This window comes from Mycobacterium sp., from assembly GCF_965230835.1.
In the GTDB taxonomy this organism is placed as follows: Bacteria; Actinomycetota; Actinomycetes; order Mycobacteriales; family Mycobacteriaceae; genus Mycobacterium.
This window is the reverse complement of record NZ_CBDDLW010000002.1, coordinates 2886795-2911659: the sequence shown is the minus strand read 5'-3', so window position 1 is coordinate 2911659 and position 24865 is coordinate 2886795. Positions and strand designations below refer to the sequence as shown.

28 protein-coding genes, 1 tRNA gene and 3 pseudogenes are annotated in these 24865 nt (G+C 62.0%); 12 read left to right on the top strand and 20 right to left on the bottom strand.

The genetic code is table 11. The features are described 5' to 3' along the window. Window positions 1-28: 28 nt before the first annotated feature. The gene (phoP, locus tag ACO07W_RS13855; RefSeq protein ID WP_421843991.1) at window positions 29-751 is read right to left on the bottom strand and encodes a two-component system response regulator PhoP; all 723 of its coding nucleotides are present in this window, start codon (window positions 749-751) and stop codon (window positions 29-31) included. Between the two features lie 158 nt (window positions 752-909). Here phoP and ACO07W_RS13850 point away from each other — a divergent pair, with 158 nt between their 5' ends. Beyond that, window positions 910-1644 (top strand): hypothetical protein, encoded by a 735-nt coding sequence (locus ACO07W_RS13850; protein ID WP_421843989.1) that lies wholly within the window; start codon window positions 910-912, stop codon window positions 1642-1644. Between the two features lie 21 nt (window positions 1645-1665). Beyond that, window positions 1666-1737, top strand: a tRNA-Thr gene (locus ACO07W_RS13845). A 36-nt stretch (window positions 1738-1773) separates the two neighbouring features. Here ACO07W_RS13845 and ACO07W_RS13840 read toward each other — a convergent pair. The 9 genes from ACO07W_RS13840 to ACO07W_RS13800 all read right to left on the bottom strand — a co-directional run bounded on the left by ACO07W_RS13840 (window position 1774) and on the right by ACO07W_RS13800 (window position 9180). Continuing rightward, window positions 1774-3000 carry an aminopeptidase P family protein gene (locus ACO07W_RS13840; RefSeq protein WP_421843987.1) on the bottom strand — a complete coding sequence of 409 codons (1227 nt, stop codon included), beginning with the start codon at window positions 2998-3000 and terminating at the stop codon, window positions 1774-1776. Between the two features lie 223 nt (window positions 3001-3223). After that, entirely contained in the window at window positions 3224-4234 is a 1011-nt protein-coding gene (gene speB / locus ACO07W_RS13835) for an agmatinase (protein WP_421843985.1), read from the bottom strand. A gap of 40 nt (window positions 4235-4274) precedes the next feature. After that, the gene (locus tag ACO07W_RS13830) at window positions 4275-4853 is read right to left on the bottom strand and encodes an MFS transporter (RefSeq protein ID WP_421845990.1); all 579 of its coding nucleotides are present in this window, start codon (window positions 4851-4853) and stop codon (window positions 4275-4277) included. Window positions 4854-4914: 61 nt separating this feature from the next. Continuing rightward, window positions 4915-5628, bottom strand: coding sequence for an IS3 family transposase (locus ACO07W_RS13825; RefSeq protein WP_421843983.1), 714 nt, complete (start codon window positions 5626-5628; stop codon window positions 4915-4917). A 35-nt stretch (window positions 5629-5663) separates the two neighbouring features. Next, window positions 5664-6808 (bottom strand): IS3 family transposase gene (locus ACO07W_RS13820; protein WP_421840069.1). Its coding sequence is split into 2 segments (ribosomal slippage): window positions 5664-6541 and window positions 6541-6808, totalling 1146 coding nucleotides; the frame shifts between segments, so codons are not numbered across the junction. A gap of 56 nt (window positions 6809-6864) precedes the next feature. After that, window positions 6865-7035, bottom strand: a complete 171-nt coding sequence (locus tag ACO07W_RS13815; protein ID WP_421843981.1) for a hypothetical protein — start codon at window positions 7033-7035, stop codon at window positions 6865-6867. Window positions 7036-7064: 29 nt separating this feature from the next. Further along, complete coding sequence (locus ACO07W_RS13810; protein ID WP_421843979.1) at window positions 7065-7346, bottom strand: transposase; 282 nt, start codon at window positions 7344-7346, stop codon at window positions 7065-7067. 60 nt (window positions 7347-7406) lie between these two features. Further along, window positions 7407-8210, bottom strand: coding sequence for an MFS transporter (locus ACO07W_RS13805; protein ID WP_421843977.1), 804 nt, complete (start codon window positions 8208-8210; stop codon window positions 7407-7409). 280 nt (window positions 8211-8490) lie between these two features. Further along, window positions 8491-9180 carry a GAP family protein gene (locus ACO07W_RS13800; RefSeq protein WP_421843975.1) on the bottom strand — a complete coding sequence of 230 codons (690 nt, stop codon included), beginning with the start codon at window positions 9178-9180 and terminating at the stop codon, window positions 8491-8493. Between the two features lie 326 nt (window positions 9181-9506). On the opposite strand from ACO07W_RS13800, the gene ACO07W_RS13795 reads away from it, so the two are divergent. Together ACO07W_RS13795 and ACO07W_RS13790 are read left to right on the top strand one after the other, a co-directional pair. Beyond that, window positions 9507-9749: a hypothetical protein gene (locus ACO07W_RS13795; RefSeq protein ID WP_421843973.1), complete on the top strand. Its 243-nt coding sequence runs from the start codon at window positions 9507-9509 to the stop codon at window positions 9747-9749. A gap of 270 nt (window positions 9750-10019) precedes the next feature. Next, window positions 10020-11543 (top strand): LCP family protein, encoded by a 1524-nt coding sequence (locus ACO07W_RS13790; RefSeq protein WP_421843971.1) that lies wholly within the window; start codon window positions 10020-10022, stop codon window positions 11541-11543. Between the two features lie 49 nt (window positions 11544-11592). Here the strand turns inward: ACO07W_RS13790 and ACO07W_RS13785 are convergent. The 4 genes and pseudogenes from ACO07W_RS13785 to ACO07W_RS13770 form a co-directional block, all read right to left on the bottom strand. Further along, window positions 11593-12435, bottom strand: a pseudogene (locus ACO07W_RS13785) (SDR family oxidoreductase). Window positions 12436-12506: 71 nt separating this feature from the next. Continuing rightward, a complete protein-coding gene (locus tag ACO07W_RS13780) occupies window positions 12507-13442 on the bottom strand; it encodes an enoyl-CoA hydratase (protein ID WP_421843969.1) in 936 nt (311 codons plus the stop codon). A gap of 122 nt (window positions 13443-13564) precedes the next feature. Continuing rightward, on the bottom strand, window positions 13565-14383 hold the full coding sequence (locus tag ACO07W_RS13775) for an ABC transporter permease (protein WP_421843967.1): 819 nt from the start codon (window positions 14381-14383) through the stop codon (window positions 13565-13567). Next, window positions 14380-15075: a phosphate ABC transporter ATP-binding protein gene (locus ACO07W_RS13770; RefSeq protein ID WP_421843965.1), complete on the bottom strand. Its 696-nt coding sequence runs from the start codon at window positions 15073-15075 to the stop codon at window positions 14380-14382. The genes ACO07W_RS13775 and ACO07W_RS13770 overlap by 4 nt, the downstream gene beginning before the upstream one ends. 123 nt (window positions 15076-15198) lie before the next feature. Here ACO07W_RS13770 and ACO07W_RS13765 point away from each other — a divergent pair, with 123 nt between their 5' ends. Then, window positions 15199-15636, top strand: a complete 438-nt coding sequence (locus tag ACO07W_RS13765; protein WP_421845988.1) for a DoxX family protein — start codon at window positions 15199-15201, stop codon at window positions 15634-15636. Between the two features lie 48 nt (window positions 15637-15684). On the opposite strand, the gene ACO07W_RS13760 is transcribed toward ACO07W_RS13765, so the two are convergent. Then, entirely contained in the window at window positions 15685-16176 is a 492-nt protein-coding gene (locus ACO07W_RS13760) for a PAS domain-containing protein (RefSeq protein WP_421843963.1), read from the bottom strand. Window positions 16177-16314: 138 nt separating this feature from the next. Then, the gene (locus ACO07W_RS13755) at window positions 16315-16884 is read right to left on the bottom strand and encodes a class I SAM-dependent methyltransferase (RefSeq protein ID WP_421843961.1); all 570 of its coding nucleotides are present in this window, start codon (window positions 16882-16884) and stop codon (window positions 16315-16317) included. 54 nt (window positions 16885-16938) lie between these two features. On the opposite strand from ACO07W_RS13755, the gene ACO07W_RS13750 reads away from it, so the two are divergent. Beyond that, a complete protein-coding gene (locus tag ACO07W_RS13750) occupies window positions 16939-17691 on the top strand; it encodes an AraC family transcriptional regulator (protein ID WP_421843959.1) in 753 nt (250 codons plus the stop codon). Window positions 17692-17713: 22 nt separating this feature from the next. On the opposite strand, the gene ACO07W_RS13745 is transcribed toward ACO07W_RS13750, so the two are convergent. Further along, the gene (locus ACO07W_RS13745; RefSeq protein ID WP_421845987.1) at window positions 17714-18481 is read right to left on the bottom strand and encodes a sulfite exporter TauE/SafE family protein; all 768 of its coding nucleotides are present in this window, start codon (window positions 18479-18481) and stop codon (window positions 17714-17716) included. Window positions 18482-18654: 173 nt separating this feature from the next. Here ACO07W_RS13745 and ACO07W_RS13740 point away from each other — a divergent pair, with 173 nt between their 5' ends. From ACO07W_RS13740 to ACO07W_RS13725, 4 genes are all read left to right on the top strand, one after another. Beyond that, complete coding sequence (locus ACO07W_RS13740; RefSeq protein ID WP_421843957.1) at window positions 18655-18957, top strand: PadR family transcriptional regulator; 303 nt, start codon at window positions 18655-18657, stop codon at window positions 18955-18957. 63 nt (window positions 18958-19020) lie between these two features. Further along, complete coding sequence (locus ACO07W_RS13735; RefSeq protein ID WP_421843955.1) at window positions 19021-19185, top strand: hypothetical protein; 165 nt, start codon at window positions 19021-19023, stop codon at window positions 19183-19185. Next, window positions 19186-20652, top strand: coding sequence for an alpha,alpha-trehalose-phosphate synthase (UDP-forming) (locus ACO07W_RS13730; RefSeq protein WP_421843953.1), 1467 nt, complete (start codon window positions 19186-19188; stop codon window positions 20650-20652). Between the two features lie 126 nt (window positions 20653-20778). Then, complete coding sequence (locus ACO07W_RS13725) at window positions 20779-21357, top strand: hypothetical protein (RefSeq protein WP_421843951.1); 579 nt, start codon at window positions 20779-20781, stop codon at window positions 21355-21357. Between the two features lie 63 nt (window positions 21358-21420). Here ACO07W_RS13725 and ACO07W_RS13720 read toward each other — a convergent pair whose 3' ends face one another. From ACO07W_RS13720 to ACO07W_RS13710, 3 genes and pseudogenes are all read right to left on the bottom strand, one after another. Next, on the bottom strand, window positions 21421-21912 hold the full coding sequence (locus tag ACO07W_RS13720; protein ID WP_421843949.1) for a mammalian cell entry protein: 492 nt from the start codon (window positions 21910-21912) through the stop codon (window positions 21421-21423). After that, entirely contained in the window at window positions 21912-22637 is a 726-nt protein-coding gene (locus ACO07W_RS13715; protein ID WP_421845985.1) for a mammalian cell entry protein, read from the bottom strand. The genes ACO07W_RS13720 and ACO07W_RS13715 overlap by 1 nt, the downstream gene beginning before the upstream one ends. Window positions 22638-22654: 17 nt before the next feature. Continuing rightward, window positions 22655-22891 (bottom strand): annotated as a pseudogene (locus tag ACO07W_RS13710) (mammalian cell entry protein); the annotation flags it as partial. Between the two features lie 883 nt (window positions 22892-23774). On the opposite strand from ACO07W_RS13710, the gene ACO07W_RS13705 reads away from it, so the two are divergent. Together ACO07W_RS13705 and ACO07W_RS13700 are read left to right on the top strand one after the other, a co-directional pair. Beyond that, window positions 23775-24356 (top strand): sensor domain-containing protein, encoded by a 582-nt coding sequence (locus ACO07W_RS13705; RefSeq protein WP_421843947.1) that lies wholly within the window; start codon window positions 23775-23777, stop codon window positions 24354-24356. Beyond that, window positions 24357-24860: pseudogene (locus tag ACO07W_RS13700) on the top strand (sensor domain-containing protein); the annotation flags it as partial. Window positions 24861-24865: the final 5 nt, after the last annotated feature.

Genomic DNA, 24865 nt, shown 5'->3' with positions numbered 1-24865 from the left:
CGGCTATCGCGCCAGACGAGGCGCTCAATCATCGCGGCTCCCGCAAGACATAGCCCACCCCGCGCAACGTGTGCAGCAGCCGTTTATCGCCGGTGTCGATCTTGCGGCGCAGATACGAGACGTAAGACTCGACGACATTGACGTCACCGCCGAAGTCATAGCGCCAGACATGATCGAGGATCTTTGGCTTGCTCAGTACCGTTCCTGCGTTGATGACGAAGTAGCGCAGCAAAGTGAACTCGGTGGGCGACAGAGACACCGGCTCACCGGCCTTCCACACTTCGTGGGTCTCTTCGTCGAGTTCGATATCGGCGAAGGTCAGGCGCGCATTGCGCGGTTCCGCAATGCCCTTGCCCGCTCGGCGCAGAATGACCCGTAGCCGAGCAACGACCTCTTCCAAACTGAAAGGCTTGGTCACGTAGTCGTCGCCGCCCAGGGTCAGACCCGCGATCTTGTCCTGCAACGAGTCCCGCGCCGTCAAAAACAACGCTGGGGCATCGATACCGTCGGCACGAAGCCGCCGCAGCACTCCGAAGCCGTCCATTCCCGGCATCATCACGTCGAGGATCACCGCGTCAGGCTTGGCTTCCCTGGCACGGTCGAGCGCCGCCGCCCCATTGGTCGCCGTGAAGACCTCAAATCCCTGGAACTTGAGGCTCACCGAAAGCAATTCGACGATGTTGGCTTCGTCGTCGACCACGAGGACGCGAGCCTCCGGAGTGGAGTCTTCGACTGGGGTTCCAGCTGTCATAAGTTCAGTTCCCCTGTAATTCTTTGTATGTTAGCTTCTTACCCATTGTGTAGTTACTGAAAGACGGTTGCTAGTAGCCTGCTAGCAGTCTGCCAGGAACCATCGTGCCGCCTGCGACCGAGCGGGATAAACTGCCGCGCCGTGAATACACTCACAGAATGAATGTCGGCAACATTATCGTGGCCATCGCCACTACGCCCGCACGCATCGGAGTTGCCGCTGCCGACGCCAGCTTGAACCTCGCCAGCACAGCGGTTGGCTTCGCGAAGCAAGCCCTGGGCGATGCCGGCAACCCCGGCGGGGCCAACACGATGGCCAACGTATTGGGACTCGACGACGCGATTTCGCGGGCAAACCGGCTGGCCAAGCTGCTGGACGAGGATACACCGCTGGGTCGTGCAATAGCGGCCAACGGGCCATTGGACCGAATGCTGCGACCTGGGGGCGTGGTCGACCTGCTGACCGCACCCGGCGGATTGCTCGACCGATTGACCGCCGAGGGCGGCGGGCTGCAGCGCGCACTGCAGCCCGGCGGGCTTGCGGATCAACTGCTGGCCGCGGACGGGATGATCGAACGAGTGCTGGCCGAAGACGGCCTGGCAGACCGGCTGCTCGCTGACGGCGGCTTACTTGACAAACTGACCGCGAGAAACGGGCCCCTCGAACAGCTCGCCGACGTCGCCGACACCCTGGCCAGGCTGGCGCCCGGCATGGAGGCGCTTGAGCCTGCCATCGCCACCCTGCAAGAGGCAGTCATCTCGTTGACCATGGTGGTGAACCCGCTGAGTAATATCGCTGACCGGATCCCGCTGCCCGGCCGCCGCGCCCCGCGCCGATCGTCGCCGCGGGGCGCACGTTCGCCACGCGTCGTGGACAGCGACGACTCCGACTAGGCTTGCACCCGGTCAACCCCGGCCTCCTTAGCTCAGTGGTAGAGCACTCGCCTTGTAAGCGAGCGGTCGTCAGTTCAATCCTGACAGGAGGCTCTCCCCGTTTCGGCGGCGAACCCTGACGTCTGCCGACTAGTTCGCGACGATGTTGTGCTCCGGGCCGAACGGGAATTTGGTGATGTTTTCGGCTCCTGTCTCGGTGACGACCAGGATGTCGTGTTCACGGTAGCCGCCAGCGCCAGGCTGATCAGCGGGAATCATGATCATGGGTTCCATCGATACGACCATGTTGGGACGCAGCACGGTCTCTATGTCTTCGCGCAACTCCAGGCCGGCCTCGCGGCCGTAGTAGTGGCTAAGGACGCCGAATGAGTGTCCGTACCCGAACGTGCGGTTGGGCATCAGTCCGGCGTCTTCGTAGATCGTGTTGAGTTCGTCCGCGATTTGACCGCAGCTGACTCCCGGCCTGATCAGGTCCAAACCCCGACGGTGGACCTCGACATTGATGTTCCACAGTTCCAGCGCCCGCTCGGCGGGTGTACCAAGGAATAGCGTGCGTTCGAGCGCCGTGTAGTAGCCCGAGACCATCGGGAAGCAGTTGAGGCTGAGAATGTCGCCGCGCTGCAAGGCGCGCGTCGTTGGCCAGTTGTGGGCGCCGTCGGTGTTGATGCCGGATTGAAACCACACCCACGTGTCTCGAATCTCGGTGTGCGGGAAGACCCGGGCGATCTCATGCACCATTGCCTGAGTACCCGCGAGAGCCACCTCGTATTCGGTGATTCCCTCGCAGATGGCATCACGGATCACTTCGCCGCCTAGATCGGCGATATGGGCTCCTTGTTTGATGAGGTCAATTTCTTCGGCGGACTTGATCATCCGCAGACCCATAGCGGCAGCCGAGATGTCGGCCAACCCGGCGTCGGGCAGCGCTGCGGCGAACTTGTCACGCATTTGCAGTGGCAGCGTGTCGTCTTCAACACCGATGCGTCCCGCGGCAAGATTCATGGCCTTGAGCCGCTCGGCAATGACCGCGACGTAATTGTCGCGGTGCCAGTCGGTGTACACGACGTTGTCGCCGATGGAACGCCGCCATGGCATACCGCCATCGATGTTGGCCGAAACGGTAAATTCCTCTTCCGGCGTAATAATCATGGCGTAGGGCCGACCAAAGGACGTGTAGAGGAAATCGGAGAAGTATTTGACGTTGTGATAAGAGGTGAGCAGTGCAACGTCGAACCCCAGGTCGAACATCGCCTGTCGGAGTCCAGCGATTCGTCGAGCCATTTCTTCAGGAGAGAATGTCTGCTGGGCTTTGACCCCGTTGCGAATCCGCTTCTCCCTTTCCAAACGAACAGTCATTGAATCTCCCATCGGTGAGTAAACATCGGGGTGGCCGAGCCAACGTTGCGGCCCTGCCGCAGCTGGGCCACCCCGGACCGGGTCGTCGTCTCGACCGCGGCGCTGGCCGAGCCGCAAGCCAACGAACGTGTCCGTGGCGGGTCAGCCCTGTTTCACGTGGTTCTGCCCTGAACCCAGCCATGCGCCAAAAGTTCTTGTGTTGATGGTGATGGCGCCGCCGTCGCTATGGCGGTGACACCACCGGCGCCTCGTGATCAAGGACCGGCGGCGCGGGGGATGCATCGGCTCGGGTGACCATCAGCGACACCAGATCGAAGACGACTGTCGCGGCTATCACCGACGTGATCTCTGCGTGGTCGTACGCCGGGGCAACCTCGACGACATCGGCACCAACGATGTTGAGCGCGCCCAGCATCCGAAGCATCCGCAGCAGCTCGCGCGAGGTAAGGCCACCTGCCTCCGGGGTGCCGGTGCCTGGCGCGAATGCCGGGTCGAGCACGTCGATATCGATCGATAGATAGACCGGCGCTTGACCGACACGACGACGTACCGTGTCGACCGCGGCCTCAACGCCGATCACATCCAAGTCCCCTGCGCGGATGATCTTGAACCCCATGTCCGCGTCGTCGCGAAGGTCAATCTGATCGTAGATGGGTCCGCGGATTCCGACGTGGATCGAATGATCCTCAAGTAGCAGGTGCTCTTCAAAGGCCCGCCGAAAAATGGTGCCGTGCGTTACCGGGGCGTTGAAGTAGGTGTCCCACGTGTCGAGGTGCGCGTCAAAGTGCACCAACGCGACCGGGCCGTGCACGGCGTGCAGCGCCCTGAGGTTCGGCAGCGCGATGGTGTGGTCGCCGCCGATTGCGACGATCCGACGGTTCGCGCCGCCCAGGATCTCAGCAGCGTGGTTCTGAATCTGGCGGCAGGCGTCGGCGATGTCGTAGGGCGTTACGGCCACATCGCCGGCATCGACAACCTGGACATGTTGTAGCGGCGCGACACCGAGTTCGACATGGTAACCGGGCCGAAGCGTTCGGGCGGCCTGCCGAACGGCCATCGGACCGAATCGAGCGCCCGGCCGGTACGACGTGCCGCCGTCGAAAGGCACACCGACGATCGCTATGTCGTAGTCGCTTACCTCGTTGATGTCAGCGATCCGCGCAAACGTACCTTTGCCAGCGTAGCGCGGCACTTGGGTGGCTGGCACGGCCCCGACCAGGGGATTTGTGACCATCTGTTGCTCCCGCAGAATATGCCGCCGCCCGTGGACCAGTTCACGGTGCGATTACCGGCTCCGTCGTGCTCGAGCCTTCGTTGGAGACCGCGCTGTCGTTGAGGGGAACACCGCGTGTTTCGGGCGCCATCCGTATTGACGTCACCAGTCCGACCGCAGCCACCAGGGCTCCAATGCCGAGCGCCACGCTGGGCCCGGCCGACACTAGCACGATTGGCATCAGATACGTCCCGCCCGCCGATCCAAGGCGGCTTATCGCGGTCCCAACGCCGACAGCGGTCGCGCGAACCTCCGTCGGGAACAATTCGTTCGGATAGACGATTTCGAGGAAGCTCGACGCCCCAGAAGTCACTGCGTAGATAGCCAACGCCAGGAAGAACACCGCTGGCGGCGTACTGGGCACTAAAGCAGGCACCGCAAGCGCCACAAAAATAACCGCGAACGAGCAGATCAGCAGTGCCCGCCTCCCAATTCTGTCAACAAGACACAGTCCTGGGACGCCTCCGACCACAAATAGCAGCGCCACCAGCAAAGAGCCGCCGTACAAGTTGAAGTCACCATGCAGCCCGAACGATTCCATCAAATCTGGCGCAAACGTGTAAACGACGAAAAGTGGTATTGGCTGGTCCCCGATATCGGGTCCACCTGGAATTAGAGCCAGGTTGTTGTTGATCTGGATTTTAGTTGATGTCGCAGGCTATGGGGTGATGGGTGTGGCTGCATTGGGCAGCGTATTCGGCCGGAGTGCGATAACCCAGCGATGAGTGGCGGTGGCGGTGGTTGTGCTCGTGTTTGAAATCGCTGATCACCACCTTGGCTTCGAGCAGGTCAGTCCAGTAGTTGCGGTTCAGACACTCCTTTCGTAAGCGGCTGTTAAAGGATTCAATGTAGGGGTTTTTCCAGGGCTGACCTGGGGGGATATAGGTCAGCCCGACTTTTCCGTCGCAAAACTGCTGCAACGCTTGAGAAATCAGCTCCGGCCCGTTGTCCATGCGCAGCACCGTGGGCGGACCCCCGGCAGTGGTGAACACTCGCTCGAGCTCGTCGACCAGCGCCTCGGCGGTGATGGAGCGTGCGGTCATGTCCAGCAGCGACTCGCGAGTGTGCTCATCGAGCATCGAGGCGATCTTGACCGACCTGCCGTCGATAGTGGAGTCAAACTGAAAATCCAGCGCCCACACCACCTTGGGGGCATCGGCGATGATCGGCGGCACTGAGGGCACACCACCACGTTTGCGTGGGGAGCGGACGGCGACTTGCAGTCCCTCTTGGCGCCACAGCCGGTGGATCTTCTTCTTGTTGACCTGGTGATGCTCGTCGTAGCGCAACGCCGACCACGCACGGCGAAACCCGTGACAGGGGTGTTTGTGGCTGGTCCCCGATATCGGGTCCACCTGGAATTAGAGCCAGGTTGTTGTTGATCTGGATTTTAGTTGATGTCGCAGGCTATGGGGTGATGGGTGTGGCTGCATTGGGCAGCGTATTCGGCCGGAGTGCGATAACCCAGCGATGAGTGGCGGTGGCGGTGGTTGTGCTCGTGTTTGAAATCGCTGATCACCACCTTGGCTTCGAGCAGGTCAGTCCAGTAGTTGCGGTTCAGACACTCCTTTCGTAAGCGGCTGTTAAAGGATTCAATGTAGGGGTTTTTCCAGGGCTGACCTGGGGGGATATAGGTCAGCCCGACTTTTCCGTCGCAAAACTGCTGCAACGCTTGAGAAATCAGCTCCGGCCCGTTGTCCATGCGCAGCACCGTGGGCGGACCCCCGGCAGTGGTGAACACTCGCTCGAGCTCGTCGACCAGCGCCTCGGCGGTGATGGAGCGTGCGGTCATGTCCAGCAGCGACTCGCGAGTGTGCTCATCGAGCATCGAGGCGATCTTGACCGACCTGCCGTCGATAGTGGAGTCAAACTGAAAATCCAGCGCCCACACCACCTTGGGGGCATCGGCGATGATCGGCGGCACTGAGGGCACACCACCACGTTTGCGTGGGGAGCGGACGGCGACTTGCAGTCCCTCTTGGCGCCACAGCCGGTGGATCTTCTTCTTGTTGACCTGGTGATGCTCGTCGTAGCGCAACGCCGACCACGCACGGCGAAACCCGTGACAGGGGTGTTTGCGGGCGTAGGAACGCAGCCAGGCCCGCAGATCGGCATCCGGGTCCGCCGGGGTCTGGTCGATACGGACACGTCGGTAGGTTGAGCGGGCCAGCCCAACCGCTTGGCACGCCAACCGTTCTGAGATGCCCTTGACTTCTGTGAGCATGTCCACGGCGCGGCGTTTGGCGGCTGGGCTCAAAATTTTCCCTTGGCCACCTCACGTAGGGCGTCTTTGACGAGCTCGGCCTCGGCCAACAGCCGTTTGAGCCGCCCGTTTTGCTCGCGCAGTTCCTTGAGCTCGCGGGCCGCATCGAGATCCATTCCCCCGTAGGCTCGGCGCCAGTTGTACAGGGTGGCCGCCGATACCCCCAGCTCGGCAGCGATCTGCTCACCGGAGCTGCCGCCGGCGGCCAGCTCATCAGCTCGGCGCAGCTTGCGCACAATGTCTTCGGCGGCATACCTCTTACGACCAGCCATTTCCTTGTCCCTTCCAGCCCACGTTTAGGGCCACGAGACTCTAAAACAAGCTGGACTCATTCACGGGGAACACGCCATTTGCGGGCGTAGGAACGCAGCCAGGCCCGCAGATCGGCATCCGGGTCCGCCGGGGTCTGGTCGATACGGACACGTCGGTAGGTTGAGCGGGCCAGCCCAACCGCTTGGCACGCCAACCGTTCTGAGATGCCCTTGACTTCTGTGAGCATGTCCACGGCGCGGCGTTTGGCGGCTGGGCTCAAAATTTTCCCTTGGCCACCTCACGTAGGGCGTCTTTGACGAGCTCGGCCTCGGCCAACAGCCGTTTGAGCCGCCCGTTTTGCTCGCGCAGTTCCTTGAGCTCGCGGGCCGCATCGAGATCCATTCCCCCGTAGGCTCGGCGCCAGTTGTACAGGGTGGCCGCCGATACCCCCAGCTCGGCAGCGATCTGCTCACCGGAGCTGCCGCCGGCGGCCAGCTCATCAGCTCGGCGCAGCTTGCGCACAATGTCTTCGGCGGCATACCTCTTACGACCAGCCATTTCCTTGTCCCTTCCAGCCCACGTTTAGGGCCACGAGACTCTAAAACAAGCTGGACTCATTCACGGGGAACACGCCAGTATCACCTGGGCCGTCCAGAACACCGAAACGAAAACCGTGCGCTTCAGATAGGGCGGCTTGAAGACGCGAGTGAATGACGTACTACCGGTGTTTTCTTCGGTGAGATCATCCACGCTGTACTGCGGCCCGAAAGCCTTCTTGATCGCCGCATCGGCCTCGTCTATCCTCCGTTTGCTAAGCAGCCACCTGGGCGATTCCGGTGTACCAAGTCGAGCCAACAACGTGACAATCGCAAATAGCGCTGGGCTCGCGAGCAGGATTCGCCACGTATCGGGCCCGAAGTTCCTCAGCGCGTAACCCACAACGTAGGCTGCGGCGGCGCCGACGGCCCAAACCACGAACATCGCCCCGAGGAACCGTCCGCGTTGCTTCTTCGGCAAGAACTCGGCGAGCAGTGACGTCGCGATCGGGTAGTCAGCGCCGATCGCGACACCCAGCAGGAAGCGCAGCAGGATGATCTGCCATGCCTGGTCGACAAGCGCCGACAAGATCGAGAACACTGCTAGTGCGACGAGGTCGACGATGTACATCACGTGCCGTCCAATGCGGTCGGTGAGGTATCCGAAAAGGCCTCCCCCGGCGAAGATGCCAATAAGGCTGGAGGCACCGATCAGCCCGACCTCTGTCGCGCTCAAACCCATCGCCGGCTTCAACGTAATCAGGGCGACGCCGATGATCGACAAAACATAGCCATCAATGAACGGCCCACCGGAAGAGAACAGGGTGAGCTTCTTGTGGAACGCAGTGATCGGCGCATCGTCGATAAGGTGTGCAGCACGTGCCATGAAAATTCCTAGGACCACCGATCAGAACTTGTGGATAGGCCTTGGCGCGCTGGCGTGTAAAAGAGGGGACGCATCGTCGCGAGGTGATCTGAAAGTCCAAGTTCTGATCGAGATCCGGCGTGGTCGCGCTGGTTCGAGAAGACAGGCCCACGCTCACCGTAGTTCACGATGCCCAGCCACCCAACGTGGACATGGACCGCCAACCAACACCTGTGGGTGAGTTTGATCGTGGCCAACGACGCTCGGTACTCAATAGGTGCGACTCGCACCGCACACTGCGCTAGAGCGCGGAAATTCCTTTGTAGAGCACCAACAAGCCGATGATGACCAACACAACCGCGACCAGCGCCGCGTTGTTGCGTTGCATCCAGTCTTTGAGCCGCGTCAACGGACCGTCCAGACGGTCGCCGGCACCCACATAGGCCAACACCGGGATCGCGACTGTTGAGCCGGAGACGGCTGTAAAGAACGCAACGGCCATCCACCAGCTCGCCAGCCCTAGGCCGCTGGTGCCGATAGCTACTCCGGACGCCGCGCAAATGATCAGCACCTCGGGTCTGACCACCACCAGCACCACCCCGGTTACCGCCGCCCGTACCGGTGTGAACTTCGAAAAAGAGCGCATCCAAAACGGTGCTTCGGTTTTACCGTGCCGAGTCAGCCACCGGATGACGCCAACCAGGATCAACACCAAGCCAAGGGCCACGCGCAGCCAAGAAGCCCAGGTCGGCGGCCCCTTATGCACACCTCCAAGCACTCCGGAGGCCGCGACGAAGACCGCGGTCACCGCGGCCAGGCCCAGCAACCAGCCACCGAGGAAGGCGAGGCCAGTCGGTCGCGGCCGCCGTGCATGTAAGACCAATACCGCCGGGATGATCGACAGCGGTGAAAGCGCGATGACCAACGCCAGTGGAGTCAGCCCGGTCAACACCGATCCCCAACTACCTGTCACAGGTGGCAATTTTCGCATTGACCCCGCACATTGACTACCCGAAGACTACCCGGAACATTTACTACACCGGGCACCGCTTGCGCTTCGCATGATGAATAGCTCCGATTGTTTGGGCGGCGGCGTCCCGAATTGCGGTATCACAAGGTGCCACGGGCGGTCTGCTCCTCGACCTCACCACCATGGCGATTGTGAACCCACTGGGAATCGCCTAGTGACAACACACAGCGACGCCGCACCGGAGACCAGACAACCCCATCACGGTGGGGCGTCACGCAATCGGCGGTACGTGACTGCGTCGCATACACTGCCTGCCGCGGAGCATCCTGTGGAAACGAGGTTCGCACGTGAAAAGAGCGCCACTTGTCACCGTGGCCGCCCTGGCACTGGTGTGCGTCGTGCTCGCGTTGCCGGTCAAACAGAGTTGCGGCGCTCCGGCCCGCAAATGCGCCACCACTCTGGATCGGGATGGCAACCTTCGCTACTACTACGAAATTGAACCGCTTGGCGTTGTCATCATCGAACACCTGCTGGGCTCGAACATCTCCGTCTATTACACGTCCGGCGTGGAAGGCGTGAAGGTCCGATAGCTTCTGCGGTGAACCGCTTCGACCGGGCCTGGCGCGGCACAATGTTGCGGGAAAGCGATTGTCGGCAAGGTCGAAGTGCCAACGGTTGCAATGCAAACATTCGAGCTAGGAAGTACCGTTACGGGGTCCCGTGAGCCTGACCACACCCGGTAAACTGATATCAGGCTTCACAGCACCGTGCCCCATACTGGACGCCATGCAACATGCGACAGCACCACAAACCACTGGCCTGACGCCAGCTGGTTTCGTGCTGTCTGTTCGCGGGGTGCGATGACGACCTCCACCGGCAGGCATCGTCATCGCGCTACGCGTCAGCCGTCGCGGATTCTTGAGCGGCTGACCCGAAGCTTTATGGCCCTGGCATCGGTGGTCGCGCTGTTGTTGACCGGGTTTGGATATTGGATAGCTCGCGGCACGCTGAGCGGCATCACCGTCTCCCAAGCCCTGACCTCCGAAGACCCGCGGTCCACCGACGATACGGTGAACATCCTGCTTATCGGACTAGACTCCCGCAAAGACCAAGAAGGCAACGACCTGCCGTGGTCGATCTTGAAAAAGCTGCACGCGGGCGACTCCGACCAAGGCGGGTACAACACAAACACCCTGATCCTCGTACACGTCGGCTCCGACGGCAGAGTTGTGGCTTTTTCGATTCCCCGTGACGACTGGGTGCCATTCACCGGCGTACCCGGATACACCAACATCAAAATCAAAGAAGCCTATGGGCTCACCAAACAGTACGTCGCACAGAACCTCGTCGATCGGGGTGTGAGTAGCCAACGAGAACTCGAGAGCCGCGGCCGAGAAGCCGGACGGGCCGCGACGCTACGCGCCGTGCGCAGCCTGACCGGTGTTCCCATCGACTACTTCGCGGAGGTCAATCTGGCCGGTTTCTACGATTTGGCCCAAGCCTTGGGCGGCGTGGAAGTCTGCCTCAAGCACGCCGTGTACGACTCGTTCTCCGGCGCCAACTTCCCGGCCGGACGCCAGCGGCTCAACGCTTCAGAGGCACTGGCGTTTGTGCGCCAACGCCATGGACTGGACAACGGGGACCTAGACCGCACGCATCGCCAGCAAGCCTTCTTGTCGTCGGTCATGCGGGAACTCCAGGATTCAGGCAGCTTCACCAACTTGGACAGGCTCAACAGACTGATGGCTGTGGCGCGCAAGGACATCGTGCTGTCGAGCGGTTGGGACGAGAAACTATTCCGCCGCATGGGCGACCTTGCCGGCGGCAACGTCGAGTTCCGGACGCTTCCCGTGGTGCGCTACGACAACATCGACGGACAGGACGTCAACATCATCGACCGGTCCGCGATCCGGGCCGAGGTGTCCGCGGCGGTCGGCACCGATGACACATCGCCAACGTCCACGCCTCCCAAACCGGATCCGTCGACTGTTGTCGACGTGGTGAACGCCGGCACCATCGACGGGTTGGCCAGCCGGGTTTCCAACGCACTCGGAAACCACGGCTACACCGCCGGTGAGATCCGCGACCGTAATTCCGATGAACCGACGACCACCGCGATCGCCTACGGCAAGGGCGCCGAGACTGACGCGCAGAACGTAGCAACGCTGCTCGGCGTCGACGCCTCCAGCCAACCGGATTCCGATATCGAGCCCGGACACATCCGAGTGATCGTGGATGCCAATTACTCCTTGCCCCCGTCCGACGAATCCACCACGACCTCAACCGAGACCAGCACGGACTCGCTGTACGGCGACGACACCGAATATGCGCCGCCAGATCAAGGGGCCCCCATAGACGGTGGCGGCGTCCCCTGCGTCAACTAGCGCAACACATCGGGCGCGGCGGGCGGATGGACCGTCGACGATGAGGAGCTCAGGTCACTCCGCGCAACCCATCAGGTCCGAACACCGGTTCCAGCATTGCGGTGAAGTCTGGACCCCTTCGCAACATCTGACCGCCATCGACGTTGATCACTTATCCGGTCACAAAGCTGGCCGCATCGCTGAGCAGAAACATTGTCAGGTTCGCAACGTCCTCCACCTCACCCACCCGCGGCAGCGGCGTACACATCCGGTAGTCCGCGCTGAGCTCCGGCGAATCAGTCACCGGTGCAACAAGATCGGTGCGAATCAGCCCCGGGCGGATGCTGTTGACGCGCACCCACGAGGCGCCCAGTTCGTCAGCGGCCAGCATCATCATGTGGTCGACAGCAGACTTGGTTACCCCATAGGCACCGAACCAGCGGTGGGTGTTGCTAGCCGCGATTGACGAGATCCCGACAAACGACCCACCGCCGCCGCGCACCAACTCCCGCGCGGCATGCTTGAGCACGTACATGGTGCCATTAACGTTGAGATCGACCGTGCGTCGCCAGGCATCCGAGTCGATTCGCGTAATCGGTCCGATGGTCTCTGACCCACCCGCACAATGCACGACGCCATGCAGCCGGTCATGCCACGCCGCCGCCGCATCCACGGCACGCGCAGCTTCATCCTCTTTGGTGACGTCAGCAGGCTCGTAGTGGATCGAGCCGCCGTTTCCAGCGGCTGCCCCACACTCACCGATATCGTTAACGGCCGCCGCCAGCTTGTCCGGGTTGCGCCCGACGATCATGACGGCGGCCCCGGCCGCGACGAGCCCGGCGGCAACCCCCTTACCGATTCCGCTGCCACCGCCGGTAACCAGGTACGTCCGATCTTGGAATGAAAGCTGCACGCGAACCCCTCACGGCCAAACTGAAAAGAGATTCTGGCTATCGAACCATAGGCACTTGGCCTCAAACCCGACTAGGGCGTATCGCGGCGGGCTATCTTGGTCGGCTTCGCGGTGCGCCAGTCCTCGACGTCGGGCGGCATGCCGAGCGGGTATCTATTCTCGTTGTGGGCTGCCCAGTGCGCGTGGCCCAGTTCGTGAATATGAAAAGCGTGCCGCAGCGCTTCAGTGAATCCCATCGCGTCTGAGGCAGCGTTCACCGAGTCCTTGATCAGTAACGCCGCCATCGTGGGCCGCTCGGCGATACGACGCGCGAACTCCAAGGTTTTGTCTTCCAGCTGTCCGGCCGGAAAAACCTTGGACACCATGCCAAGCCGGTATGCCTCTTCAGCATCGAGCGAATCACCGGTTAGGAGAAGCTCTTTCGCCTTTCGCGGCCCGAACTCCCAAGGGTGGGCGTAGTACTCGACGCCCGGCATGCCCAGTCGCACACCGACCACGTCGCTGAACCTCGCATCATCGGCGGCAACAATCAGATCGCAAGCCCAGATCAGCATCAAAGCCGCGGAAATCGCATTCCCCTGTACCTGCGCGATAGTGATCTTGCGCAGATCGCGCCAACGGTAAGTGTTTTGAAAAAAGAAGTGCCATTCCTGCAGATATGTCCTCTCCGCGATCGGATCACGAGTGGCTCCGTGCGAACGAAAGGTCGGATGCTGCGCGGGTCCAGGTCGCCGTTCCAGCATTACCGCCTCCGACCCGAGGTCGTGGCCGGCAGAGAAGTTCTTGCCACGCGCGGCCAGAATCACCACCCGCACGATGTCGTCGGCCTCGGCGCGGCCGAATGCCTCGTCGAGCTGAACCAGCAGAGTGCGACTCTGCGCGTTGTGGACGTCGGGCCGGTTAAGCCAGATCCGGGCGATGCGCCCCTCGTCGAGCAACTCGTAGTCCACGAGCTCACCAGCGCTAGTGCTGTCCGCCGCGGTGCCGGCCTGGTCGGAGATCGTCATTCCGCCCACCTCGCTTGCTGTCAGGCTTGGTTGTCGATCCGTAGCCGGATCCGATTCTTTACACGCTACGACCATTCGGTAGCCGGGTCCGCGGTGGGTGGACAGTACAACGGCATTCCAGTTCATGCCTTGGCTCGACGGGCGCGGAAAGCCCGGATCGCGGTCGCGGGTCGCTGATTAAGCGGCAGTAGCCGATGGTCGGATGTGAACACGAGCCGAATCAAGCCGAGCGCGACGATAACGGTTGTGGCCGTAACGGAGGCGAGCACGAGGAACATCACGACCGCCTGTACCAGCACCGCCTGCACCGGGGGGACCCCAGCCAGGATAAGCCCGGTCATTGCCCCTGGCAGGAACACCAGTCCGGCGGCTTTGGTGGTTTCGACCTGCGGGGAGATCGCCGACCGTAACGCTATCCGTAAGTAAGGGGCGGCGGCCCGTTGTGATGGCTGGCCGAGGGCAAGCCTGGCTTCGATTTCGTCGCGTTTGTCACGCAGCTCGTCAACCAGCCGTCGAGCCACCAGCACCATCGCGGTCATCGAATTGCCGATCGTCATGCCAGCGATCGGCACTAGGGTACGAGCAAGCAGCGGAAACACTCCCAGCCCGAATATCACGCCCAGATTGATCGCGGTCGCCGCGGCGAACCCAGCGACCGCCAGGAGACCCAGCCCTGGCACTTCGGGCGCTCGTCTGCGGGCGACATCTCCAGCGTAGGCGACCATGCCGGCAACCCAAGCCCACGACCACCACAACGAACGGCCCGGCTCGACCAAGAGGGTGAGCGCCGCACCCACGAGCAGCAACTGGATCAGGGCGCGCGCCGCCGCCCACACCACCTGACGGTGCAGACCCAACCGCTGCCACAACGAAATCGCCGCAGCGAAAAACACCAAGGTCAGCGATGTCGCCAACCCGATCCAGCCGACCTGACTGGTCATGGCTTCACAGGCCCGTTATCGGAATTGGATACAACTGGATCGAGCCCGGTGCAGCGGCCCTGGTCGATCAACAAGACCCGATCGGCGATTCTTTCGACCTGCGCGGAGTTGTGGGTGACCCACAAGGCGGGAATCCCCTCGTCGGCCAGGTCGTGCACAGCGTTCTCGATAATCCGGACCGTGTCAGCATCGACTGCCGAAGTTGGTTCATCCAGCAACAGAACACGCGGTTGTGCCATCAACGTCCGAGCCAGACACAGGCGCTGCGCCTCCCCGCCCGACAGCGTGGTCACATCACGGTTGAGCCATGATTCATTTCCCGATCCGGTGAGGGCCACCTGCTCCAGCGTTTCGCGCAGCCACGCGTCGGACGCCTCGGGTTCGACGACACGCAGGTTGTCGGCCACCGTGCCGGGAAACGGCGTTGGCCGCTGGAAGCACATTCCCACCTGACGGCGCAACCACAGTGGGTCAATTTCGTCTATGCCGCTGCCGCGGAAAAACACTCGACCGCTCGTCGGTACACACAGTCGATTGCACAGGCGCAGCACGGTCGACTTGCCGGCGCCCGACGGGCCGAACACCGCTGTTACTCCCCGGCCGGGAATTGCGGCGGTGAAGTAGTCCAAGACTCGACGTCGATCTTGCTCTACGACAACATCGACGAATTCGAACACCGACTCATGGTCCACTCCGACGCCTCCCAGCCACCCGGGCCCGAGAATCCTGTAGCCTCAAGAAGATGTTATCGGAATACGATATCGGGGTATGATATGGCTTCTGGAAACTGGGACCGAACTTCATGGCGTCGATTGCTGCGCGCCGATGGGCCACCCGCCATTGTCTGCATACGGCTGCTCGTGGGGCTGGTTTTTCTGAGCGAAGGAATCCAGAAGTTCCTGTACCCGCACCAGCTAGGGCCGGGCCGCTTCGAGCGGATCGGAATCCCCGCCGCAACGTTCTTCGCAAATCTCGACGGGGTCGTCGAAATCCTGTGCGGCACGCTGGTCCTCCTCGGGCTGGTGACCCGCATCGCGGCCGTTCCGCTGCTTGTCGATATTTCCGGCGCACTCGCGCTGACCAAGCTCAGAGAATTACAGCCGGGCGGGTTCCTCGGGGTTGAGGGCTTCTGGGGCATGGCCCACGACGCACGCACCGACTTGTCGATGTTTCTCGGACTTGTCTTCCTGCTGTGGATCGGCCCGGGCCGTTGGTCGTTGGATGCTTGGCTCGCCAAACGAGGCGAGCAATAGACCAGAACCTGCGGGGGTAGGCGCAACGGCAGCGATAGGCGTTGGCGACTACCGCTGCCAGCCGTCGGGCAGCATGTCTTTCTCGAAGGGGGTCCGCCCCTCAGCGTCAAACCTTTGACACAGCTCCTGCACTTCTTCCTTGAAAAGAACCAGCTGCGAATATCCGACAAGTTCATCGTCCTGATGAATCGGTGAAACGGTAACCAAAAGCGCGCGCATACCCGGCGGGTGCGCCACATAGCGGACTGGCTCCGTCCGGCCCTCCTTGAACAGCGCGAACATGGCGTCCAGCCGCGGGTTGGTTATCGGCCTACCGTGACGATTGCGCACATCGTCAGCGATGTAGCTGGGTTTACGATCGAGATACAGTGCGGCCCAGCGGTTGTAATAGAGGACCACGCCGTCACGGTCCAGGATGGTTACGCCGATGCCCGCTTCCTCCAGGATGCGGTCGGCCCACAACGAAAGCGCCCAATCAGGACGGATCCGCTCTTCGCGATATTCCGGTAGATGAGAATTCTGGCGATCGATTGAAGCCATCACAGTTTCCCTTTGTTCGAGTCTTGCCCGAGCGGAATGCGATCATGTCCGCCGAGCAGGTCGCTCCGGTTCGTCGACCATGTCAGCAGCCCAGGTGGGCCCGCCGACGAATCCAAAGCCCACCGGGACGCGCCGACCCTAAGACGCAGGCATTCGCGCACGAGCCGACCAGCGGGAGCCGTTTACAGATATGTCAGCATCGACGAAACCCGCCGCCGCCAGCCGGTCGAGGACGGTGTCAGGCTCGACGGGGTTGTAGATGTCATCCTCATGGAAAGTAGCGAGCGCGTCGCTGGCCAGACTGTCCGCGACAACGAGGACACCACCCGGACACAGCACGCGGGCAACTTCGGCGAATACGCGGTCCTGCAACTCGGCCGTCGGGACGTGATGCAGCATTGAGAACGACACGGCGCCGGTGAAACAACAGTCGTCGAATGGCATCGCCGTGGCGTCTGCGTGCACCACATCGACATTCGTGCCGGTGAAGCGGGTAGCGAGCGCCGCGGCAAGCGTGACGTCAAGTTCGATCGCGGTCAGATGCGCGACGTCGAAACGCAAAAAATCCGTCGTCAATCCAGGTCCGGGACCGATTTCGAGTACGTCGCCACCAAGCGGGATACCGTCAAGCGCGTTCGGCAGGATGACATCTCGCAGCTCCTGGCGCCACTCGTCGCTGACCAGCCTTTCCAAGTGCCCCTTGTTCACAACTAAACCGTATAAAGGGATCGGCTTGTCTAAAACCACGTATCCTGACAACCTATGTCGCCAAACCGACAATCTGTGGGGCGGACACCTCCCCCGGGGCTCACGATCGAGCTCGCGCGCCACGAGGGGATCGAGCTCCACGTGCACGATAGCCACCAACTAGCGCTTGCCGCGCGGGGCGTGCTGACCATGAGCGGGGTTGACCGGTCGTGGGTGCTGCCCCACACCAGGGCGTTGTGGATCCCCGCGGGAGTCCGTCACTCGGTGGCCGCATCGGAGCAGACCACGATGCTAAGCACCTATTTTGACCCCGCCAATTGCCCGCTCAAATGGGGCGAGCCGACTGTCGTCAATGCGTCAGGCCTGCTGAGCGAGCTTATCGCGTATCTGGCCCAGCCACACTTGCCCGTAGCGCAACGACAGCGGGCCGAAGCCTTGATATGGGATCTGATTACGCCGCTGCCCGTGACGACCCTGTTCACGCCGATGCCCAACGACACGCGGGCCCGGTCAGTGGCCAACGCGCTGCTCGACGACGTCAGCAACGATCGGCCCCTCGACGCGTGGGGCCGCAACGTAGGCGCCAGCGGACGAACACTTGCCCGGCTATTTCTCGCCGAGACCGGCATGGGCTTCGAGCGGTGGCGGACGACGGCGCGCCTAGCCGCCGCACTGCCCCTGCTAGCCGCCGGGGTGCCCGTCGGGACCACCGCCAGAAAGGTGGGTTACGCGACGGCGAGCGCATTCGTCGCGGCGTTTCGCCGTGAGATCGGGACGACACCCGCCGAGTACTTTCGCAGCGGCTGAGGCCTCAATAGCCGCACCCGACCTAGACACTGAGCAACCGGAAAAGACCAATCACACCCACAACAACGATCGTCGCGCGCAACACACCCGGCGCCAATCGTCGGCCGTAATGCGCCCCCGCCCATCCGCCGAACAACGAACCGCCAGCGATCAATCCGGCCGCCACCCAGTTGATGCGCTTGAACGCGACGACCGTGTACGCCGTTGCCGCCACGACGTTCACCAGCAATGTCAACAGATTCTTCGTCGCGTTCATCCGCTGCAGCGAATCCGGCAACAAGGCGCCCATAACCCCGACCATCAGGATGCCCTGCGCCGCGGTGAAGTAGCCACCGTAAACCCCAATCGCGAAGGTAGCAAACACCAACGCCGTCTTGCGCGGCACCGACAAATGGTCCGCGGACTCACCCAACGTCGGGACCCGACTTTGCGTCCAGGTTTGGATCCGCGGCCCGACCAGTACCAAGATCAGCGCCACGATCAGCAACACCGGCACCACCGCGGTGAATGCCTTCTCCGGCAAGTGCAGCAGCAGGAAAGCCCCTACACCGGCAGCGCACAGCGACACCGGGATTTGCCACCGCAGCCGGCGCCACTGGCCGGGCAGCTCCTGTCGATACCCCCACGTGCCCGATACACCGCCGGCCACCAAACCGACCGCGTTGGACATCGTCGCCGATACCGGCGGAAACCCCAACGCAACCAGGGTCGGAAACGTGATAAGGGTGCCCGAGCCGACCACGGCATTGATCGCACCGGCACCGACTCCGGCCAGCGCGATCAAAATCATGTGGGAAACCGGCACCGGCGCGAGAGTACTCGGTTACCGTACGAGCACCTGCGCCGGAGCAGCCGGATCGATGGCGCCACGTTTGCTGAAGACTTTCGTGCCTCGCCGACCAACGCCGTAGAATCAAAACCCGATATCGGTTTTCGTCACCGAGTCCTACGGAGGTAGCGGCTATGCGGGAATTTCAGCGTGCCGCGGTGCGGCTGCACATCCTGCATCACGCGGTCGACGACGAGGTCCACGGCGCCTGGCTGACCGAGGAATTGCGCAGCCACGGATACAAGGTAAGCCCTGGCACTTTGTATCCGACTCTGCACCGGCTCGAGGCCGATGGCTTGCTGGTATCCCAACAACAGGTCGTCAATGGCCGCGCGCGGCGCGTCTACCGAGCCACTCCGGCCGGCCAGGCGGCATTGGCCGAGGATCGCCGTGCGCTGCGAGAGCTGGTCCGAGAAATCCTCGACGACGAGGCATGAAGATCGCCGCGAATACGCCGGGCGTCCCCGACACGTCAGGTGGACTTGGCTTACAGTTGTGTGATGCCTACCAAAACTGACCATCACGACATTGGCGATGTCGAACCGCCGACCGACAGCACTGCGCGCCAGGCCAGACACGTCGTCGCCGCGTATGCGAACGATGCCGATGAGTGCCGGATTTTCTTGTCGATGCTCGGTATTGGACCGGCGAAGCACGAGAGCTAAATGGCTCCCGAGGGCTCCCGGGACTCCGACTTTGCTGTTGTCGCCAATCGACTGCCCGTCGATTTAGAGCGACTCCCTGACGGCACCACAGTCTGGAAACGTAGCCCCGGTGGTTTAGTCACCGCCCTAGAGCCGCTGCTGCGGCGCCGCCGCGGTGCCTGGATCGGTTGGCCCGGCGTCGTCGAATCCGACGTTACCGTGCAGGACGCTCCCATCGCCCAGGACGAGCTGCGCCTGCACCCGGTGCGCCTGTCCGCTGAGGATGTCGCACAATACTACGAGGGATTTTCCAACGCCACCTTGTGGCCGCTGTATCACGATGTCATTGTCAAACCGCTCTACCACCGGGCGTGGTGGGAACGGTACGTCGACGTCAACCTCCGGTTCGCCAAAGCGACCGCGGCCGTCGTTGCCCAGGGCGGAACCGTGTGGGTGCAGGACTACCAGCTACAGCTGGTACCAAAAATGTTGCGCGAGCTGCGACCCGACCTCACCATCGGTTTCTTCCTGCATATCCCGTTTCCACCGGTAGAACTGTTCATGCAGCTGCCCTGGCGCACCGAGATCATCCAGGGCCTGCTCGGCGCCGACCTGGTGGGTTTCCATCTGGCCGGCGGTGCCCAGAATTTCCTCTACCTGTCCAGGAGTCTGGTCGGAACCGACACGTCTCGCGGAACGGTCGGGGTGCGATCGCGGTTCGGCGAGGTGCAACTCGGGTCCCGCACAATTCGCGTAGGCGCCTTTCCCATCTCCATCGACTCCGGTGCGCTTGATCGCGCCGCCCGCGACCGCAACATCAGAAGGCGCGCCGCCGAGATCCGCAGTGAGCTGGGCAATCCCCGCAAGATTCTCCTCGGAGTCGACCGGCTGGACTACACCAAGGGCATCGATGTCCGACTGAAAGCGTTCTCCGAGTTACTCGCCGAGGGGCGCGCGAAACGCGACGACACCGTGCTGGTCCAACTGGCGACACCGAGCCGCGAACGCGTGGAAAGCTACCAAATCCTGCGAAACGACATCGAGCGCCAAGTCGGTCACATCAATGGCGAATACGGTGAAGTCGGCCATCCGGTGGTCCACTACTTGCACCGCCCGGTCCCGCGCGAGGAACTCATCGCCTTTTTCGTGGCGAGCGACGTCATGCTGGTCACCCCGCTGCGCGACGGGATGAACCTGGTGGCCAAGGAATACGTCGCCTGTCGCAGCGATCTCGGTGGTGCGCTGGTCCTCAGCGAGTTCACCGGGGCCGCTGCCGAACTTCGGCACGCCTACCAGGCCAACCCGCATGACCTTGAAGGCATCAAAGATGCAATCGAGGAAGCTCTCAATCAGACGGTCGAAGAAGGCCGCCGCCGGATGCGGCCGCTCCGGCGCCAGGTACTCACCCATGACGTCGATCGCTGGGCGCGGTCATTTCTCGACGCACTCGCCGAAGCGCATCCAGGCAACGGACCAGACCACAGCTAGCCACCCCTAACAAGTGGACAGCCATGGTGTTCGCACCGAAACGCTGTGATAATCAATGCTGCGTTCCGGAAACGAGGAGACGACCCCGACACCGATGCCCGGTACGCCACCGTAAGGGAGGAAGGCGTGAACATCCGTCGCGGGCTGGCTGCTGGCGCCGGCATTTTTTCAGCAGTCGCGCTGGGAATCGGACTGCAATCGGTCAACCCCGCAAGAGCGCTGGGACCACCCGCGGACGGCAATTACTCGTTCAGCCAACCAGGCGCCCCCGCAGCGACATGGACGATCAGCGCGCTGTGCGAGCAGCCATCTGGAACCCGCAACATGAACGACTATTCAGATCCCATCGTTTGGGCGTTCCAATGTGCTCTGAATGTGACCAGTACGACCCCCAGGAATATCACCCGCGCCGACAAGCTGTTGAATTTCAGCGGCCGGGCTCGGATGTCCAGCATGTTATGGACGTTCCAGGTCCAACACGCGGACGGCGTCTCGTGCCCGAACGGCGGCACCGCCCCGTCCACCGAGACGTACGCTTTCAGCGACGAGACACTCACTGGCACTCATACCACCCTGCACGGTGCGGTGTGTGGCCTGCAGCCAGCGATGAGCAAACAACCATTTTCGCTGCGACTCACCGGTCCCCCACCCAGCCCAGTGCGCCGCTACCCGCTGGAATGCAATGCCATTGCTATGTGCAACTGAGTCCGTCGGAGACTAACCAGTGTTGGCAGCCGCGGCGCGATCTGCAGCTGCCCGGATTCACCTCTAGATCGGCGTGATATAGGCGATCAACCATTTGCCATCTATCCGCTCGAAGTCCACCCGCAACCTACTGCCGTCGTAGAGCGGTTGTCGCGCCTTGTCGGTCACAGTGCGGTTCATGTAGACCATCACCGACGCCGAATCTCGTTTGGCGGCCATGACTCCCACGCCGACGACGCTGGCCTGAACGACCACTTCGCGTTTCTTTGCCTCCGGGATGATCTGTGTGTTGGCGCTCTTCTGGAACTCGCGACGATATTGCGGCGTCAGAAACTCATACGCCTCGTTGAGGCTACGCTCAACAGTTTGGTAGTCGTAGGCGAAGACCTCGGGTATCTCCGTTTCAGCAAGCTTGGGCAACACCGCCCGCGCCGACTCCTGGCCCTGAGTCTGTACCCGGTCCCAGTAGAACCAGCCCCCTACCCCCGACAACCCGATGATGACGACGATCAGCAAACTGCTTAGAGCGGCAATCACCCACCGCTTTCGCCGCATCAGTTGCCCCCATTCGGATATTTCAGGTCATAGCCGGTCATTCGCCCGGTCTCGTCCTCGTGCACGATGATCCGCAGCCGGTACGGCCTGGAAGGCTTGTTGACACCGTCGATGTCAGCGACGGTCACCCGTATCGAAACCAGCACCGAGGCGTTGTCACTGACCGGGTCGATGCCTTCCAAGGCCGCACCGTTGACTACGACCTCCGATGTGCCGTTGGTGGCACGATACAAGCCCTTGATGTTGTCAACGTTGTTGTTGGCACTGAGCATGCCTCGCAGCGGTCCACTGGTGCCATCGAAGAACCGGTCCACGGACTCGTCGATATTGTCCGGTGTGTAGCTGTACATATTGACCACGGTTTGCGTCGCGGTGTCAACAAAGCGCTGTTCACGAGCTTGCTTGAGTTCGGCACTCCGTTGCTCGACGATCAGAGTGGTCACGCCCCAGGCCAGCACACCGATGAACACAACGCCGACCGCGAGTGAGATCCAGCCGACCAGGGAGCGGTGGGCGGGCCGTCGCGGCGGCTTGACTGCCCCCGAAGCGGCAGCCGCCCTGACGCGCCTGTCTCTCCCGGAGCGCTTAGCCGCCCGCTTCGACTCGCCGGTCGCATCTATCCGCACGGTGCTCTGATTGGCGCCCTTATCGGCAGCTGTCTCGCTCGACTCGCCTTTCGCCGGGCCGGCCGCGCGGGACGCCCGCCGACGCACCCGTCGCGGCATCGACTGCTCGTCTGCCACTACATCGGCCTCGGATCACGCATTAGGTCCACCCAATTCTCGGCGCTCGACGCGCCATTGATGCCGGGCGCGAAGATACCAGTACCACCGGTCGGATCGGCAAAGCGTCCGGTGTTTTGGTCGTAGACGGTGTAAGCGGGTCCGCTTGCCTGCGGCGCCGGTCCGGTGCCCTCCGGCGGTGGCGGCGGCGGGATGCTGGCCGGATATGGAACCTGCGGTCGTTTGGGCGGGTGTCCGGCAACTGATCGGCGGGAAATAACGGGGTTGGCCTCAACAGGAGACTCGTGGGCAAGCACGCAGCCATCAGAATATTTTCGTTCAAGATTCGTTACCACCGTCAGAAACCGCCCCATCATCATCGGTGTATCCACTCACCAGACGTTCACCCCACCCAGGATGTTACCCAGCCAAGCTTTCCTGCACCCGCGGATCGTGACCCAACCACAATCATTCCGCGTGATTGCGACGCCGCGTGGATGCCGCTCCTTCGCGAGGCGGCCTTGATCACACTAGTTAACTGCTGTAGATCTGTTCCCAGGAAAGAAGCTACTGACAGGTTTGCGAGCTATATCGAAGCGGAATGGTATTGCAGTGCGTAGACGGGGCAGAAACCTCATCGACTACCGAGACATGGCGGCGTTCTATTATCCGCCGGTTCAACAGCAGCCGAGGCCGCAGAATGTCGAATTATCGTCGCTGCTGAATACCGGACTGACCGAAATTCGATAGGGTGTTGCCCACGCTAATCCCGTACAGCATCGACGGTGGGCGGGGTTCGAAGTTGGCGCAGTAGTAGATGGGTTGACGAAAGCATCCGCACGGGGCGCCGCGATAGACATTCCGTTTCAAGGACCGGCACTAGCGGCGCACCGTGATATCAGCGTCGAGGTTTGGATGACCGAGCAGAGGTGGGTCGTATCGATGTATGCACTACGGCTGCGACCGATCTTGACGAACCCACGCAAGATGTCCAGCAATCGAGTCGGTCGCTGGCCAGTCAGGGCGGGCCGGTGTGCTGCGCCGATCGTGATTGCGGGGCTGCTATCCGCCTGTACTTCGGTGGTTGGTGGGATAGCGGTCCCCGCGGCCGATTTGGGGCGTTCGCCTGCCCTGGTTCCGGTGGCTGCGCTGGATGGATTACTGCTGCCCCCCGAACAGCTCAATTCGCTGCTGAAAACGACCGGACTGGCAGTGCAGACTTCCAAGAAAGTGATGTATCACAGCCAAACTACTGCCAACGATTGCGGCGGCAGCATCTGGACAGCATGGGGCCCGGCGTACAACGGCAGCGGGTGGGTGGCGGTACGCCATAAGTACCTCAACGATTCGGTTGCCTCTTCGAGGGCGACAATCAAGGTTTTTCAGTCGGTGGTGTCGTTTCCGCTGCCGGTGGATGCCAATGCGTTTTTCCGTAAACAGGTCGCCGCGTGGCCCACGTGCAATGACCGCCATCTTGAAGCGCGCGATCTTGACGAGGCTAGGTCACCGGACTTTTTTTGGAAGATCAGCGAGGCCACCGAGCATGACGGAACACTGACGATGGCGCGCACCCAGGAAGATACCGACGGCCGATGGGCGTGCGAGCGGGCGCTGACCGTTCGCAACAACGTTGTGATCGATGTGAATGTGTGCGGAGAGGATGTAGCCGACCAGGGACAAACGGTCGCCACAGCGCTCGCCAGGAAGGTGCCGGTGAGTTAGATGCGACAGTTCCCGATATCAGCGCGGGCTGCGGCGGTGGTGATCACCTGCTTTGTTTCGGGGTGCTCGACGACTGTGTCAGGCACAGCGCACGTGCAACCGGCTCGCGATAGTGGAGCACCGTTGGTGGCGCCCGCCGACTTGGGCGACCTGCTGTTGTTTGATGCGAGGGTCAGCGATGTTGTCGGCGCGGACGGTCTGAAAACCTTTCATACCTATGAGGGCATCACGCCACCGGCCGGGGAAAGCTTTTCCGAGCCAGCGTGTGCGCAGACGTTGTTTAACACCATGTGGACTGCCTACAACGGCAGTGGCTACACAGGGGCTGCAGGTCGCAAGTTGGACGAGCCCGGCGACAACGCTGCCCACGAAGTCGATCAAGGAGTTGTTTCGTTTCCGAGCGCGGATGCAGCGATGCGGTTCGATGTGCAGACTGAGCTGGGTTGGGACCGCTGCGCCGATGCGCATCTTAGCGACACATCGCCGCCTCCGGACTCTAGAACCTCTTG